The organism is Rhizobium sp. OAE497, assembly GCF_040546565.1.
Classification (GTDB): Bacteria; Pseudomonadota; Alphaproteobacteria; order Rhizobiales; family Rhizobiaceae; genus Rhizobium.
In genome coordinates this window covers 53,479-67,529 of the sequence record NZ_JBEPOA010000003.1, presented here as the reverse complement: position 1 = coordinate 67,529, position 14,051 = coordinate 53,479, and the positions used below count along the sequence as shown (strand labels likewise).

General features: G+C 57.1%; 14 protein-coding genes and 1 tRNA gene. 10 read left to right on the top strand and 5 right to left on the bottom strand.

From position 1 onward, the window contains the following. Positions 1-176: 176 nt before the first annotated feature. The gene (locus ABIE40_RS26735) at positions 177-329 is read left to right on the top strand and encodes a hypothetical protein (protein WP_199629683.1); all 153 of its coding nucleotides are present in this window, start codon (positions 177-179) and stop codon (positions 327-329) included. A 699-nt stretch (positions 330-1,028) separates the two neighbouring features. Here ABIE40_RS26735 and ABIE40_RS26730 read toward each other — a convergent pair. Beyond that, on the bottom strand, positions 1,029-1,226 hold the full coding sequence (locus tag ABIE40_RS26730) for a hypothetical protein (RefSeq protein WP_199629684.1): 198 nt from the start codon (positions 1,224-1,226) through the stop codon (positions 1,029-1,031). A 239-nt stretch (positions 1,227-1,465) separates the two neighbouring features. Between ABIE40_RS26730 and ABIE40_RS26725 the strand changes: the two genes are divergently transcribed. The 3 genes from ABIE40_RS26725 to ABIE40_RS26715 all read left to right on the top strand — a co-directional run bounded on the left by ABIE40_RS26725 (position 1,466) and on the right by ABIE40_RS26715 (position 3,337). Next, positions 1,466-2,275 carry a mechanosensitive ion channel family protein gene (locus ABIE40_RS26725; protein WP_112716023.1) on the top strand — a complete coding sequence of 270 codons (810 nt, stop codon included), beginning with the start codon at positions 1,466-1,468 and terminating at the stop codon, positions 2,273-2,275. 635 nt (positions 2,276-2,910) lie between these two features. Then, on the top strand, positions 2,911-3,075 hold the full coding sequence (locus tag ABIE40_RS26720) for a hypothetical protein (protein ID WP_354541166.1): 165 nt from the start codon (positions 2,911-2,913) through the stop codon (positions 3,073-3,075). 118 nt (positions 3,076-3,193) lie between these two features. Beyond that, positions 3,194-3,337: a hypothetical protein gene (locus tag ABIE40_RS26715; protein WP_354541165.1), complete on the top strand. Its 144-nt coding sequence runs from the start codon at positions 3,194-3,196 to the stop codon at positions 3,335-3,337. Between the two features lie 127 nt (positions 3,338-3,464). On the opposite strand, the gene ABIE40_RS26710 is transcribed toward ABIE40_RS26715, so the two are convergent. Next, a tRNA-Ile gene (locus tag ABIE40_RS26710) sits at positions 3,465-3,538 on the bottom strand. A gap of 462 nt (positions 3,539-4,000) precedes the next feature. On the opposite strand from ABIE40_RS26710, the gene ABIE40_RS26705 reads away from it, so the two are divergent. Continuing rightward, the gene (locus ABIE40_RS26705) at positions 4,001-4,528 is read left to right on the top strand and encodes a response regulator (RefSeq protein WP_246777754.1); all 528 of its coding nucleotides are present in this window, start codon (positions 4,001-4,003) and stop codon (positions 4,526-4,528) included. Between the two features lie 108 nt (positions 4,529-4,636). Here ABIE40_RS26705 and ABIE40_RS26700 read toward each other — a convergent pair whose 3' ends face one another. After that, positions 4,637-4,873, bottom strand: coding sequence for a hypothetical protein (locus tag ABIE40_RS26700; protein ID WP_130279523.1), 237 nt, complete (start codon positions 4,871-4,873; stop codon positions 4,637-4,639). Positions 4,874-5,968: 1,095 nt separating this feature from the next. On the opposite strand from ABIE40_RS26700, the gene ABIE40_RS26695 reads away from it, so the two are divergent. The 4 genes from ABIE40_RS26695 to ABIE40_RS26680 all read left to right on the top strand — a co-directional run bounded on the left by ABIE40_RS26695 (position 5,969) and on the right by ABIE40_RS26680 (position 9,565). Continuing rightward, positions 5,969-6,745 (top strand): SDR family oxidoreductase, encoded by a 777-nt coding sequence (locus ABIE40_RS26695; protein WP_112716017.1) that lies wholly within the window; start codon positions 5,969-5,971, stop codon positions 6,743-6,745. Between the two features lie 1,066 nt (positions 6,746-7,811). After that, on the top strand, positions 7,812-8,168 hold the full coding sequence (locus ABIE40_RS26690) for a DUF6894 family protein (protein ID WP_199629685.1): 357 nt from the start codon (positions 7,812-7,814) through the stop codon (positions 8,166-8,168). 458 nt (positions 8,169-8,626) lie between these two features. Continuing rightward, on the top strand, positions 8,627-8,938 hold the full coding sequence (locus ABIE40_RS26685) for a PepSY domain-containing protein (protein ID WP_112716013.1): 312 nt from the start codon (positions 8,627-8,629) through the stop codon (positions 8,936-8,938). A 24-nt stretch (positions 8,939-8,962) separates the two neighbouring features. Further along, the gene (locus ABIE40_RS26680; protein WP_199629686.1) at positions 8,963-9,565 is read left to right on the top strand and encodes a general stress protein; all 603 of its coding nucleotides are present in this window, start codon (positions 8,963-8,965) and stop codon (positions 9,563-9,565) included. A 523-nt stretch (positions 9,566-10,088) separates the two neighbouring features. Here the strand turns inward: ABIE40_RS26680 and ABIE40_RS26675 are convergent. Beyond that, positions 10,089-11,750: an alpha-amylase family protein gene (locus ABIE40_RS26675; RefSeq protein WP_112716009.1), complete on the bottom strand. Its 1,662-nt coding sequence runs from the start codon at positions 11,748-11,750 to the stop codon at positions 10,089-10,091. 92 nt (positions 11,751-11,842) lie between these two features. Between ABIE40_RS26675 and ABIE40_RS31055 the strand changes: the two genes are divergently transcribed. Further along, positions 11,843-12,169, top strand: a complete 327-nt coding sequence (locus tag ABIE40_RS31055; protein WP_162708671.1) for a hypothetical protein — start codon at positions 11,843-11,845, stop codon at positions 12,167-12,169. A gap of 1,047 nt (positions 12,170-13,216) precedes the next feature. On the opposite strand, the gene ABIE40_RS26665 is transcribed toward ABIE40_RS31055, so the two are convergent. After that, the gene (locus ABIE40_RS26665) at positions 13,217-13,834 is read right to left on the bottom strand and encodes a flavodoxin family protein (RefSeq protein ID WP_199629687.1); all 618 of its coding nucleotides are present in this window, start codon (positions 13,832-13,834) and stop codon (positions 13,217-13,219) included. Between the last annotated feature and the right edge of the window lie 217 nt (positions 13,835-14,051).

Genomic DNA, 14,051 nt, shown 5'->3' with positions numbered 1-14,051 from the left:
CTCGGATTTTCGGGAACCGCAGTGGCTCGGAAGCTGTGATTGCCTATTGTCTTACCTTGCCCATACCGGCCTCAAAATCTGGGAACTAAAGGTCGGCGGCGTGCTTAGGTCAGCAGCGACGGCTATTGCTCTTCCAAGGCAGACCGCCGCTTCCCCAATCACCCAAGGGAAGACTCATGAGCAAGGAAAACGACAAGACGAGCGATGCTGAGCGAAGCGATCCCGCAGTTGCCGATCGGAACCGGGAGGAGCTTGCCAAGGAAGCGGCTCGTGGGCTGAAGAAAGCGTCCCAACAGGCATCGAAAGAAGGATCGAATGGCCCGCGCTAGGATACGCCGCCCCCGTAGACGCGACATCCGGCGGCATCCCGATGCCGCTTCCTGGCGTCCTGGCAGCGGGCCTGAACGAAATTTCCATACGCCACGTCATTGCGGTGGCCGGTTCGCATGACCGGCCTTAGGGTCGCTAAGACCGGTCGTACCGCGCCAGCATTTGCCGGAGAAGCTGGTTCTCACGCCGAGCCTTGCGGCAAGCCTCTGCAACGGTTAGCGATGTCATCTCATGGTTGGAAGTCCCCGATGTTTCGGTTGCGGGAACTTCGACTCTCACGACCGATTCAGGCGCTGCCGCCGCGTTTCGCATCGGCGCTGTGTTTCCAGCCGAACTGGCCAAGGCGCTGTCGGCAGCGGTGGCCTCCCGCCCGAGCAGGTCCGCGATCCAGGCCACATACTTCGCACGTAACGGATCGTTGTGCGAGAGCGCACGCATTTTCGTCTCTGCCAGCCGTCTCTGATCTCGGTAAAGCGATATGGAGGATTTCAAACGCAGGCGCTCCGGAAAACCGAAACATAACGGGAACAAATACGTCCTGCAACCCCTGGGCAATTTTATATGCGACCTGATGGCCGGAAAACGAGCCCGTGGCAAGGCAGGGGCCGACCGCCGGCGGTATGTCGTTAGGCGATTGGTTTTTGAGAGGTCTATTTGACGTCGTGAAGACGGACGCGACCAGGTCAATCTTGAAGATATTAATAACAACAATCCTCGACGCTCGGTTGCGGCTCAGCCGGGATCGGGTAACGCCTTCGAAGGGCGTTGCTCGCGGGGCTGGTATCCAGGTCAAAAAGCATCTCTGCCTTTGTTGTGGCCGAAAAGATTTCTATGGCGATGATCAGTTCTTCGCGGCCGCCGCGCTGATAAACTTCGGTCATTTTCGAAAGCTTCATGTCCGGTTCCAAAAACAGTGTGCTCACCACATCATGCTCAAAAGCGCGGCGGTGTCGCGTGACAACGGCGTGACATGGTCAAAGCATGGACTGGGTACGCGCTGTTCGAACAGCGTCGCCTCGGCGCGTCAACGCGCGGTACCGCAAGCCGCTGTTTTGATGGAACCACCCACGCTGTGCCGACATTGCTGAATGGAGGACGCTCTTTATCGTCAGCTTCCAAAAGACGGGACATTTGCATGGAAAATCATACCACAGAGGCCGTTACTTCTAATCCAACAGCGCTAGCGCAGATCGGAGCATTGCTCATTCACTACGGATTGGCTTTGGCAGGCGCAGTGGTCCTTCTGGTCGGCGGCTGGATTCTGTCCGGCTTTTTAAGCCGATGGGCCTATAAGGGTCTATCTCGAATCCACGGGATTGATGAAACGCTCGCTCGTTTCTTTGAGAGCGTTCTTCACTACGGATTGCTGATCTTGGTGTTCGTCATGGTTCTCGGCCAGTTCGGGGTGCAGACAGCATCCATCGTCGCCGCTCTAGGCGCCGCAGGCTTGGCAATCGGATTGGCGCTCCAGGGTACGCTGCAAAACATTGCGGCCGGGATCATGCTGCTAGTACTACGGCCGTTCCGCGTAGGCGAATACATCGAGACGTCCAGTGTGAAGGGCCTGGTTCGAGAGATCGGCCTCTTTGCAACGGAGCTCAGAAACGCTGACGGCCTGTACCTGCTCGCTCCGAATTCGACGCTATGGAACACACCCATCATAAACCATAGCAGGGAAAAGGACAGACGCCAGGAGATGTCCGTCGCGATTGGGAATGACGCTGACGGCAACATGGTCAAGAGGCTGATTCTGGACATCATCTCGTCAGATAAGCGCGTGCGCTCCGATCCGCCACCTCGCGTTTTTGCGGACGATCTCAGTGCCGACAAGATCACTCTCAAGATCGAATACTGGGCATCCACGGGTGAATGGACGGAAACCAGGCACGCAATCATCGACGGTCTCAAGGCGGGGTTGGCCGCGAAAGGAATTGCTTTAAAGTGAAATGCTGGAGGGCGCTTGTTGCTCCTGCCAAGAATAGTTCACCATTGAGGAGAGCTATCGGCCGAGCGGCCGCCTAGGCAAAGGGTGACTTGATTTCCGCCCCGCGGCAACGTCCTTCGTGAGTGGAACCTGTTCAAGGGTACATTCAGAGAGAAATTGCCGACCATCCCCGTTAGCGACTTTGCGCAGGAGATATGATGCCCAGCAACATGAGAATGTCGATCCAGGTCCGTCGCGTCGGCGTACGCGTCGGTAATGCTTTTACTCTTCGTTTTGCGCACCGATTCATATGAGCAGGTCTTCGGCGAACGTTTACGACCCGGTGCCGACAGAACGCTCAAGTCAGGTTCCAGTGGCCCAGATGTGCTTGTTCCGGCCCCAACGAGCTGCCTATAGGATCGTACATCATCGATTTTACTGCATAGTCCCTGCATGGCTAGAGCCGACACGGAACGCGCAATCGCTGTTCCGGGCCGGCTGAAAATGGTGAGGGGCGTCACTATCGCGTATTGTAGATACGCGATTGACAGCAATCTTTGATCTCCAGGCGAAATGGTGTAACTTTTCCGTATCTGAAATACGCCAAAGTTACATAGTGCGTTCCTAACGAAAAGCGCCGTATTGCGCTCGAGGACATGACATCCGTTCTGGGCGTGCGGGCGGAAGACAAAGCCACAGGCACCATGGAGCGGATTGGGGCAGCAGTGCGTCCCCTCTCCACCGACGCCGTCACCGATTTGCTGCTGGCCTTGCATCGGACCCTATTTGCGTGGTTGATCGCGGACGGCGATAGCACCTGAAGAACATGGCCGTCCTGAAAATTGCGGAACCAGGCAGAGGAGATTTTAGCTCGGTCCGTATGGCGCCGCTCTATGACGCTGTAACAAGGGGGTGTTTCCGAACCTTCAGAATGACCATATGGCGCTGAAAATCAGCGGCAAGGACGAACGGCTGAAAAGAGCGGATTTCCGGCGGTTTGCAGCGACGGCGGGTATTCCGGTGGCGGCGGCGGACACGGCCATGGATGAACTGGCGGCGACCCTTGCGCGCGGCGTGAGATGAGCTTGCTCTGCCGGACCCGCTGACAGACGGTTCAGTCGGCGCTGAACGGGCGGCGCAGATGCGGGCAATTGTCTGCCAGCGTTTGGCCGCATTTGATTAGCATGGAGCTAAATTCGACCTTGAGCGATGGGTCCCCCGGCAGGGCTCGAACCTGCAATCAATCGGTTATGAGCCGACGGCACTCACCATTGAGCTACAGGCCTGCCTTCCCTTCTTTATGCGCGTTCGCGCCAGCGATTGACGAACTCCGCAAGTTTCTCTCGCGGGCCGCTGTCAAAAGAACAGTGGGCAACTCTTGGAGGCCGCAGGTCGGCAATTCGTCCTCATCCCAGAGCCGCTGCCATGCCTCTCGGACAACTCCGTATCCGATCCCAAGACGATCGGCCTCGCGCAGAAGCGCCTGTCCAAGGCCGGTTTCTTCAGAGATTGCTACGACTTGATCCATTGCAATAACTTTCATCAGGATTGAGAACGACTGCCGTCGTGTACTGCTCCCCCACTCTCTCAAATATCCGGAGAACCACGATCAGCCTCGTCCTCGGTCGATTTGACCCCGCTATCATCCGGCAAGCTGATGAGAATTAATCACGGGCGAGTTTCGTTGAATACTTGTAGCCGTCCGGAACCCCGAGCGCGAGGCCGCGTTTTTTAGCATCGGAGGACATGATGGAACATAGCCAATATAACTGGATCAGCATCAGAGCTCACGAGATATGGCAATCTGAAGGTTGTCCAAATGGGAAAGATCGCGAGCATTGGGCCAAAGCGGCCGAAGAATGGGAACACCGCAAAAGGCGGCTGGAGGTCCCCTACGAGGCGCTGCGGGAGCAAGTGAGGCGCGTTCTGGTGGTCGACGACGAGCCGCTGATACGGTTTGCTACCGTCGAGGCCCTGGAAGACGCCGGCTTCGAGGTCCTTGAGGCGGGCAACGCTGACGAGGCTCTCGTCCTTCTTCAACGGAATGATTTTGACGCTGTATTCACCGATGTGAATATGCCGGGAACGACGGATGGACTGGGGCTCACCTCCCTGGTGCGAGCCCGCTCGCCGCAGACTCGCGTCATCGTCACTTCTGGCCATGTTAGACTTGGTGCTTTTGACCTTGCGAGCGGCGTGTCATTTATTCCCAAGCCCTACACATATGACGCGATTGTCCGCATGCTGCAGGCACCAGGCTTCGGAACGCGATAGGCGACGTGAACCGGCGTCGCGACGACTGCTAGCGCGTGTTTTGACAGACAGGCAAGACCAACATTGCGACGACTTCGATCACGCCGGTTGAGTAGCAATGCATAGGGATCAAATAATCAAGGGGCAAGCCGCACCAAAAATCGACATGCTGGAGCGGGAGGCCTCAACTTTTACCAGCGGCACGTCGATGTCATCGAGTGTCACGATCGCTTTATGCGGGCAGATACCACTCCCGCGGTCGTGCGTTCCGCTTTCGACGAAAGTCCTGACCTTGCCTGCTACCCATTGCTCCCCGGCTAAACGATGCGGCGGGAGCAACGAATGCTCGCCGCCGCGGCTCTCCAAGGTCCGCCGCCTGCGCTCAGGAAAGCGCGGCGAACATAAAGCTATATGGCTCAGAACGGAAACTCATTTTCGCAGCTTTTTCGCGGCGTCGTCGTCCCTATCATATAGCTCTACGCACAGAATCTCGGAGAAGCCCTTTGCCGTAGCCTTTCCAGAGGCTTGCGCTGTGGACAGGTTGTGGAGAACATGTGGAGGAACTGTGTGCAACGCCGCTTCCCGACGTTAAGGGAATGGGCATGGATCTTGCGTGGGACATCCGAATCCGCTCAGATGAAGTCCTCGGCCGATGGCTTCCGCCGCAACGTCGCCATCCCGATCAAGGGCGCTCCGACATGATGTCGAGAAGCGCCCTTTCCATTTGGAACTTTCGTAGAGAGCGAGTGCCAGAGTACCTCTACCCATTTGCGTAGCGCCGATCTTGGTCTGCAGCAGAAGCAAAAACTGCATCGGCTGAGGCAATTCTTATGGTCGTTCCCGCCGGACTACGTTTGACCTCTGTGCGGCGAGCGGGCAGCCCATCAGCAGGGCCGCCAAACCTCGTAAATCCAACTGACGCAGGACACTCCAGCGACCTGTAATGGAGTTCGATCGATCAGTATGTCACAGCAGGGCAAGACGACCGGTACGGTAGCGGACCAATCCTTGCCCTCCGGCCCGAGCGTGGTAGTGTGACTGTGCTGCCGTCGAAAAACGCTGCATCAGACCGCTCCCTTGAAGTTGCCCTACAACTGACCCAAAGGAGCGGTCTTTTAGCGCGTCTTAAGCGATCCTGTTCATCCAGTCTTATGTGTCTCGCCGTCCCTCTCTGGCTCGCGTGCTTTGCCGCAGCAGCCTTTCTCCAAAAGCGGATCTTACTCTCAGCGGGTTCCGTCATGCCGGGCTTATGTCCGCGAATGCTGCCCTCGTCTCGGCTCTCCCAGCTAAATCCACGAAAACAGAGGGTTGTTTCATCTTCGCGCCTCCTACGGAACTAGGATCCTTGGCCCGGCGGCCCCGGCTTAGCTCAGACATCAGCAACAAGGATGGTTGTTCGCAACCGTACGGCATCGTTTTTATCTTTCGCGCGTTTTTAGGAACAGTCAGCGGAGAAAAGACATGACCAACCGGGTAGCAATGATCACCGGAGCCGGATCGGGAATAGGTCGGGCGGCTTCCTTGACCTTGGCACGCGACGGCTACTCTATTGGCGCCTTGGGTCACTCTCACCGCGAACTCGCTGCCGTCGTTGACGATATCGCGGCTCTGGGAGGCAATGCGATTGCGCTCGATGCCGATATTTCTGACGAGAGGCAGATGGAGACGGCGGTTTCCTCTCTTGTAGACATGTATGGCAGGCTTGATGCCGTTGTTGCCAACGCGGGAATAAATGGTGCCTGGGCGCCGATTGATAGTCTTACGCTCGACGAATGGAACAGGACGATATCTGTCAATCTCACTGGCACATTTCTAACGATTAGGCAGACGGTGCCATTTTTGAAGAAATCGGGTGGTGGCGCGATCATCGTTGTGTCGTCGATCAATGGAACCCGGACCTTCACCACCCCCGGAGCGACAGCATACACGACCACGAAAGCGGGACAGGTCGCTATGGTTCAGCAGCTATCATTGGAGCTCGCCCGTCACCACATCAGGATCAATGCCGTCTGCCCGGGCGAAATCGAAACCAACATTGGTTCCAACACAAACCTCCGGCAGAAGGATGATACAGCCATACCCGTCATCTGGCCTGAAGGACAGGTACCGCTGACTGGCGGCAAGCCCGGTCGAAGTGAAGACGTTGCCGAGGTCATCGCGTTTTTGGCATCTGACAGGTCGCGACATATCACCGGTTCTCCGATCTGGGTCGATGGAGGCCAAGGGCTACTTCGATGACAGTTGAATCAGAAATAGAGTTATTGCGAAGTCAAAGCGAGCGGTGCCTCGATCGATCCATTTGACGACACCGAAGGCCGGCTGGGGCGAGACCGAACCTAGCGCTCGCGAAGGGATGAACGGCTGCAATCTTGTGTCGCGTGTCCAGTCTTCTCACAGCTTTCGCATCCAATCAGTTACGCGACAAGTCGATTGTCGCGACCTTACCCAAAACTCGCCCGAGGTCTAGCCCTTGGGCCACGCCATTAACGACGCGCAGTCGCAGCCGGAGCGAAAAAGTTATCGCTCCCGGTGGAAAGCCGCCTTTCCATCGGTCCACAAGGGCTTGACATCAGGAATTGGAGTAGAGGGAAATTAAGGCATGGACGAGCCGGACGGCAATGATTGCTGCGCCCAGTGCACCGACGCATAGAAGTCCAATGCCAATTTCGCGGACGCCCATGTCTACCCCTGCGACAAGAGGCCCCGGATAGTGCTCGCTCACCACGACGATGAGAAAGATCGATATTGCGACGCAGATCAGAAAGCCAAAGCTGAGATATGTCAGAGACCTGTGCATCACTTCTCGCGTCAAATCTTGCTTAATCAACGACCGCATTATCATGCAAAGTAATGATTTGCTACAGCCTCCCACCCGTCTTGCGGAGACAGCCGCTAATGCGGGTGCCCTTGCGCTGAAGCGGTCTACCCAAGGCTAGTGTTACTCGGACGGCCGTTGTCTTCGCAGCGCGCAGTTCTCCAGATTGCCGACGGTCCCCGCTCGCTCGTCGGTCGTTTGCTGCGTCAGGTTTCAATCAACCGACTGATTTTGCCCATCAGGCTCCACCCACATTTCCAAGGAAGTTTTCGCGAGCGCTCCTCTTTCAGTCCGCTCATCATACAGGCCGGATCAACAGTCTCGACCCTCCCGAGGGATGGTCGAGACAGTCGCGAAGGACATTCAGGACGGTGGAAGCCCGGGAAAACTTAGGGGGCGCGTCTGTACGCAATCGGACGCGCAATGTCTCACGGTTGAAGGTGCTGCCGAAGCTGCCCACCTATCAGGTTACCGGAAAGGATAGTCAACATGTCGGGCTATCGCGGACGGGATCCATTAGCAGTTCCAAAATTTTCCCTGACGCTGCCAGAAGCATGCGTTGAGAACACCTGCGCCGCCGGCTCCGCCTCGCGGGGCTCATTTAACAACGGAGAAACGTCTATCGCCACCCGGTTCTTTTTCGACGTCAACATGGCGTCGCGACGTGTCCGCGATGAAGTAGGGTGCATGTTTCCGGATGTCGGCGCCGCTATTACGGCTGCGTTGGTCGATGGTCGCAAGATACTCGACGCTCTCGGTTGCCGTTGCCGTGGTTTAGACGGCTTGGTGTTCGAAATCAGAGACCCGACAGGCGCGATTGTCGCGCACGTTCCCTTCGAGATATAGCTTTCTCGTTTGCTGCAGCGTCTTTTCGAGACAGCAAATTCAGGTTCCTCGCTGAGACTGCGGAGCAGCGGCGGAGCCACCGCACATTGGCTTGATCTCTGCGAGGTCGGGTTCAGATGCCAAGAACGCAGTCACTACCGTTCAACTCTGGCGAGGCCTTGAACACGTGCTCAAAGATGTCGGTTCGCGTACCCTGGACGCTATCGCGCGACATCGATCGCGGCGACGACGCTGGGGCTGAGGTAGCGCCTGTTTGACCCTCGGGGGACGCAGGTAGGAACACTGCCGGTCGATCTGCTCACGAGTTCTAGGCGTTTCCCGATATTGTCTGACATCGCAGTGATTGCGCAAGCGCCTCGCGCCTCGGGCATTTACGCGACTGTTGTCCCAGCTTGATGTAAGCGTCGGAACAAGTTGCTTTTTTCGAAGTTTCGTCCTGGCAACAACAGGAGCTTTCCATGCAAAAGATTACGACGTTTACCGCCGCCATGCTGCTGTCGGCGACGGTCGCCTTTGCCCAGAGTGAGACACCGTCGACCTCTCAGACGACCCCGGCCGTAAATACCGAGCACAATCCCGGCGCGCCTGTGGCTGGTAAGAACAGTTTCACGGAAAGTCAGGCGAAGTCACGTATCGAGGAAGCCGGCTTTTCGGACGTTATGGGACTGAAGCTCGATGATCAGGGCGTCTGGCGCGCAACAGCCAAAAAAGACGGCGCTGATGCAGCTGTCTCCCTAGATTTTCAGGGCAACGTGACACTCGCCAAGTAATGGACCGTTGAAGGAGATGATCAAATGAGAACTGTTACCGGACTGTATGACAGCTACGATGATGCCCGGTCCGCCGTCACGGCCCTGGAAGAAGCGGGTGTCCCTTCCGATCACATCAGTATTGTGACGAACAAGGCGAATGGTGTTGATGTCGAGGGCCAGGGTTCTTACGCAGGCGAAGGTGCGGGTGCCGGTGCTGGCGTCGGCGCTGTGGCCGGCGGCGCCGGTGGCCTGCTTACCGGCCTCGGCATGCTTGCCATTCCAGGTGTTGGCCCCGTCGTTGCTGCGGGATGGCTCGCAGCAACGGCTGCAGGCGCGGTTGCCGGCGCGGTGGCCGGCGGCGCGGTCGGCGGCATTGTCGGCGCGATGATCAGCGAAGGTGTCCCCGAGGATGAAGCCAACTTCTATGCTGAAGGTATCCGCCGTGGCGGCTCCGTTGTGACGGCAAAGGTCGAGGACAGCAAAGCCGAAGTTGCGCAGTCGATCCTGTCGGCATCCCGCCCGGTCGATTATGTATCCCGTCGCACGAGCTATCAGCAACAAGGTTGGAGCCGCTTCGACGAAAGTGCCGAACCTTATACGATCGAGCAGATCGAGGCGGAGCGCCAGCGTTACCGCCGCGGCTGAAGGTTGAAACATCCGTCGAGCGGCCGATAGCGGCCGCTCGACACGTCCCACAGGTAGCCGAAGGCGAACCTTCCCTTAAACAAGTGTCGCCTGGACGGGAATGTCTTTTGTGGCCAGTCGGGCCGGACGGATTGCCTGCAGGTGGCTTGCTAAAGTGAAGCCATTACCGGTGTTCCATCTTTCAGCGTATGAACGGGCCGGCAGTGATACCACCCAGTGGAATACAACCTTGGGATTTCGGCGCTTTCCCCGGTCCGAAGTGAGAGCAGCGCTTGGCAAAGCGGCCCGAGAAAAGCCTTCTTGGTGCCTACGAACATCATGAGCGTCCAAGTGTTTGACGCGCAGCGCATCTTGACTGGCAGTGCGTCTAACGCGGAAGGCAACCAGACAAATAACCCCACCTGTCGCACATAAGCGCTGTTGCTGATCGATCAATTCTTTACCGCAGGCGCCGTTCGACGGTAGACTTGCCTGACCAACGGGGATCACACGCTGCCCCGGGCAATCGTCCTTGGAAGCTAAATTACGCTCGCCGGCGCTTGAGAAGGTAATCCAGGCCGCCGGCGCGGTACCAGCGGAAGCCATAGGGTTCGAGAACCATATGATGGCGTCGGTCGTGGTTAGCACGGCTGTCGTGCCCATCCAATATGTCGATCAGAGGGCCGTCATTATTGTCCTGCGGAAGGCGGAAAGCAATTTCAACCGGCCTGTCGTGGAAGCTGTGTATGACTATCACAACGTTATCTCTCCATGCGTACCGAAGAATCAGCACGCCCGGATCGCCGCAGTCGACCGCACTACAGGTGCCCCACCCGATCTCAGGCGCTTCTTTGCGCATGCGGACCATACGCTCGGTCCAGTTCAGCATGGATTCGGCGTCACGACGCTGAAAGGCAACGTTGACATGTCCATAGCCGTAAGGCCCCTCGCTGATAACAGGAAGAACGGGTTTTTCACTCTTTGTGAAACCGCCTTGTGGCTCGTTTGACCATTGCATGGGGGTGCGCGCGCAATTCCGTTCTGGAAGCGTCAGATCGTCTCCCATACCAATCTCATCACCGTAACGCAGCACAGGCGTCCCTGGCAGCGAGTACATGAGGCTGTAAGCGAGTTTCAGACGACGAATGTCTCCCCCCAGCATTGGAGCCAACCTGCGGCGGATGCCGCGATCGTAGAGTTGCATGCCCTTGTCCGGTCCGAACGCATTGAACACGGTTTGCCGCTGGCTTTGGGTCAGTCGCCCGAGATCGAGTTCGTCGTGGTTGCGTAGGAAGATGCCCCACTGGCCAGTCTTGGGCAGCTTCTCCGTATCCTTCAGCGCCTTTACAAGCGGACGGGTATCTGCGCTTGCCATCGCGTAGAAGAGTGCCTGGTTGACATGGAAATTGAACATCATCTGCATTCGCTCGCCGTCATCGCCGAAATATTCGATGTTTTCCTTCGGCAAAACATTGGCCTCGGCGAGAATCACGCTGTCTCCCTTTCGCCATTGAAGAAACTCGCGGAACGTTCGAAGCATGTCGAACTGCTCCTTGGGCTGGGCAACGTCGGCGCCCTTCTCGGAGATAACAAAGGGCACCGCGTCCATGCGAAAACCCGAAACACCGAGCTGGATCCAGAAGCCCATGATCTTCAAAATCTCTGCCTGGACAAGGGGGTTCGCAGTGTTGAGATCCGGCTGGAACTCGTAAAAGCGATGGAAATAATACTCGCCGGATTGCTTGTCCCGTGTCCACGTTGACGTCTGCACTCCGGGAAACACCATCCCCTCGTCCGCGGCCGCAGGTTTCGTCTTCGACCATACATACCAATCGCGGTATCGCGACTTCTTATCGGCTCTCGCCTCCTTGAACCAGGGATGCTCGTCCGAGGTGTGATTGACGACAAGATCAATGAGAACGCGAATGCCGCGCTGTTTTGCGCCATGCGTGAATTCGACGAAATCTCCGAGCGTGCCGTAGCGTGGATCGACGTTATAATAATCGGAGACATCATAGCCATCGTCGCGCCCGGGCGACGTCTGGAATGGCATCAGCCAGATCGCGGTGACGCCCAGTCCGGCGAGGTAGTCAAGCCGGCGCTGCAGGCCCTCAAAGTCGCCGACGCCGTCACCGTTTGAATCCATAAAAGTCTCGACCGACAGACAATAGACAACGGCGTTCTTGTACCACAGATCATTGATCACGCGTTTTTCTCCCGCAGGCTCTTTTCGTCGAGACCTCCGATTTCGATCTCTCTTCTTCAACACGAGCTCGCCCGACGTCCGGTGTGGATGCCATGGCCAAGCGAGTTGCTTTAGCGAGCGGCAGCGTGGATGGCACCAGCGTCGCCGAAGATGCGGTGAAGCACTGCCGCCTGATCGCTTCTCGGATCGACCGAGACGGCGATCTCACCACGAAGGGGGGCATCCATCCTCGTCTCGTGGTTTGCCGATGCAGTGTCACCACCGCTCTGGATCTTACCGGCACTGTTGGACCGGCCGACGGCCTCGAGGAAAATGGCGGCTCGGTCCAAGCCTGCTTTTTGAACCATGTGCTGAACGGCAAGGTCGGCGGCTTCCCGCGTCTGAAAAGTTGCGACGACGGTCTTGGTGTTTTCGTCTGACATCCCGATCTCCCTTTGGCTGTCAACGTAATGGCTGTCGCGAATGTTCCAGTCACCGGGAACGTTCGCTCGCCGTCCAGATTGAATCTGGTGCCGATCCTGGCAACAGGCAGGCTTCAACTCAACTGTCCGATTTCAGACGGAGCCTTTTCACGGCAGTCCGATTCTGTAAGCTCAACGGGCTGGTGAGTCTGGATTGCTTGTCGCAATCCTCTTCTCTGGACTGTGCCCGCTGCTTGTCCCCCAGGAAGGCAGCGGGTTTTTTCCTCGGGTCGAGCGCGTTCAGGGCGTTGCGACGGCTAGCCGTTGTGGCCGTTGCCTTTGCATGTCTATCGGGATTGCGGAAAAGAGCGCCGCTTCTTCCAACGGCGCTTAGTCTGAGGTTATCAGGCGAGGCCCTGCGGTGATGATCGAAGAGCGATCTATGAACCTTTATCAGCGAATGGTTCCCAGAGGCCTTAAGCTGATCAACGGCGGAGGTTTTTCGAAAAGAGAGAGGGCGAAACCGGTTTGGCGAGTTGCCGGCATTTTTTCGCGCCCACGCTGGTGCGCTAGGTCGAATTGCCCAGTCCTGCCACCGGCCGCAAGCTGACGTTGGGCTGCCTAGCGTGAGCAAAGGCAGGGACACCCCGCGACGTCCGTTGCAATAGCGAATGGAACGGTGCGGAAATCGCCCCGCCGTTCGAAGAAGAAAAAGCCTCACGCTGGAGTGTGAGGCTTTTTCAAAGTTGCGGAAAGCACAACTGGATACGTTGTTGAGGGTTAACGATCCATATCACTAACGCGGGCTGGATCAGGAAGTTCCGTTTGAGGGACCTCCAGGTTCGCACAAACCGGTTTTTTGAGCTCCTTATCTCTGGCGGCATCGCTTTGGCTCAACCCTATCACGCTTCCTGGCAAGACGATAACAACAGGTCCCAAAAGATGGGCTTTTCGTAACGGTCGCCTCGCTCGCAGCAATCTGTCTCCGGAAGAGCCCGACAACTGCGATGCTTGCACGTCCGCTGCCAACAGGTGGGATCGCCCATATGCTGCAGCCAGAGGCGGTTATTTTTTATCGCTTGGATATTGATTTGGCTTTAGCAGGCGCGACAAATGAGCGGTATTTCGGGCCAGAGCAGAAATCATCGTGTCGACTGCGCCGGGGATCTCCTCAAGGTCGACAAAGTTAGTTGAGCCCATCGCCTCGCCAACCCAATAGGCAACCGCATTGGCCGGGATGGTAAAGCCGACGTCGTTTAGAGCCTGGAAGAGTTCTGCTGAAACATGATGGGCGCCGTCTTCGTTTCCGACAACGGCGACTGCGGCGACCTTTCCGTAGGAGACCATCCGGCCGTGAGCGTCTGTTTCTTCGAGGAAGGCGTCCATCCTCTCCAGTGCACGTTTACAAATGCTGGAAGGCTGACCGAGCCATATCGGTGTGCCGATGATAAGGATATCGGCCGCGAGCACCTTGGCCCTGATACCCGGCCAGGCGTCCCCATCCCCCTCGTTAGAGGTTACGCCTGGTTTGATGTCGTAATCGGCCAAGTGGATTATCTCGGTTTCGACATCGTGCGTCTCAAACTGCGAAGAGATCAGCTCAAGAAGCCTTCCGGTCGACGACTGTTCGGAAGAGGAAGACGGTTTTAGGGTGCTGTTGAACGCAACTGCTTTAATTGGCATAGGATATCCTCGCGATTGGGAAATTGACCGATGGCCACCTCTGGGCCTCGACCCGGTGCAACATAAAGGCCGGACCAACCAGTCGGTTCCCCGGATGCAGGACGCCAGTGGAAATTCCTCGTTTCGATGACGCTCTAATAATAGAAGCGGTCGTCCACCCGGCGTTTACCGGACTTTAGACAGCAATTTATCGCGGCCGAACGACTGCAGCTTCGCC

Excerpts from the sequence above, each read along its gene's own strand:
- ABIE40_RS26735 (WP_199629683.1), top strand. The coding sequence starts at position 177 with ATGAGCAAGGAAAACGACAAGACGAGCGATGCTGAGCGAAGCGATCCC.
- ABIE40_RS26730 (WP_199629684.1), bottom strand. The coding sequence starts at position 1,226 with ATGAAGCTTTCGAAAATGACCGAAGTTTATCAGCGCGGCGGCCGCGAA.
- ABIE40_RS26725 (WP_112716023.1), top strand. The coding sequence starts at position 1,466 with ATGGAAAATCATACCACAGAGGCCGTTACTTCTAATCCAACAGCGCTA.
- ABIE40_RS26720 (WP_354541166.1), top strand. The coding sequence starts at position 2,911 with ATGACATCCGTTCTGGGCGTGCGGGCGGAAGACAAAGCCACAGGCACC.
- ABIE40_RS26715 (WP_354541165.1), top strand. The coding sequence starts at position 3,194 with ATGGCGCTGAAAATCAGCGGCAAGGACGAACGGCTGAAAAGAGCGGAT.
- ABIE40_RS26705 (WP_246777754.1), top strand. The coding sequence starts at position 4,001 with ATGATGGAACATAGCCAATATAACTGGATCAGCATCAGAGCTCACGAG.
- ABIE40_RS26695 (WP_112716017.1), top strand. The coding sequence starts at position 5,969 with ATGACCAACCGGGTAGCAATGATCACCGGAGCCGGATCGGGAATAGGT.
- ABIE40_RS26690 (WP_199629685.1), top strand. The coding sequence starts at position 7,812 with ATGTCGGGCTATCGCGGACGGGATCCATTAGCAGTTCCAAAATTTTCC.
- ABIE40_RS26685 (WP_112716013.1), top strand. The coding sequence starts at position 8,627 with ATGCAAAAGATTACGACGTTTACCGCCGCCATGCTGCTGTCGGCGACG.
- ABIE40_RS26680 (WP_199629686.1), top strand. The coding sequence starts at position 8,963 with ATGAGAACTGTTACCGGACTGTATGACAGCTACGATGATGCCCGGTCC.
- ABIE40_RS31055 (WP_162708671.1), top strand. The coding sequence starts at position 11,843 with ATGGCCAAGCGAGTTGCTTTAGCGAGCGGCAGCGTGGATGGCACCAGC.
- ABIE40_RS26665 (WP_199629687.1), bottom strand. The coding sequence starts at position 13,834 with ATGCCAATTAAAGCAGTTGCGTTCAACAGCACCCTAAAACCGTCTTCC.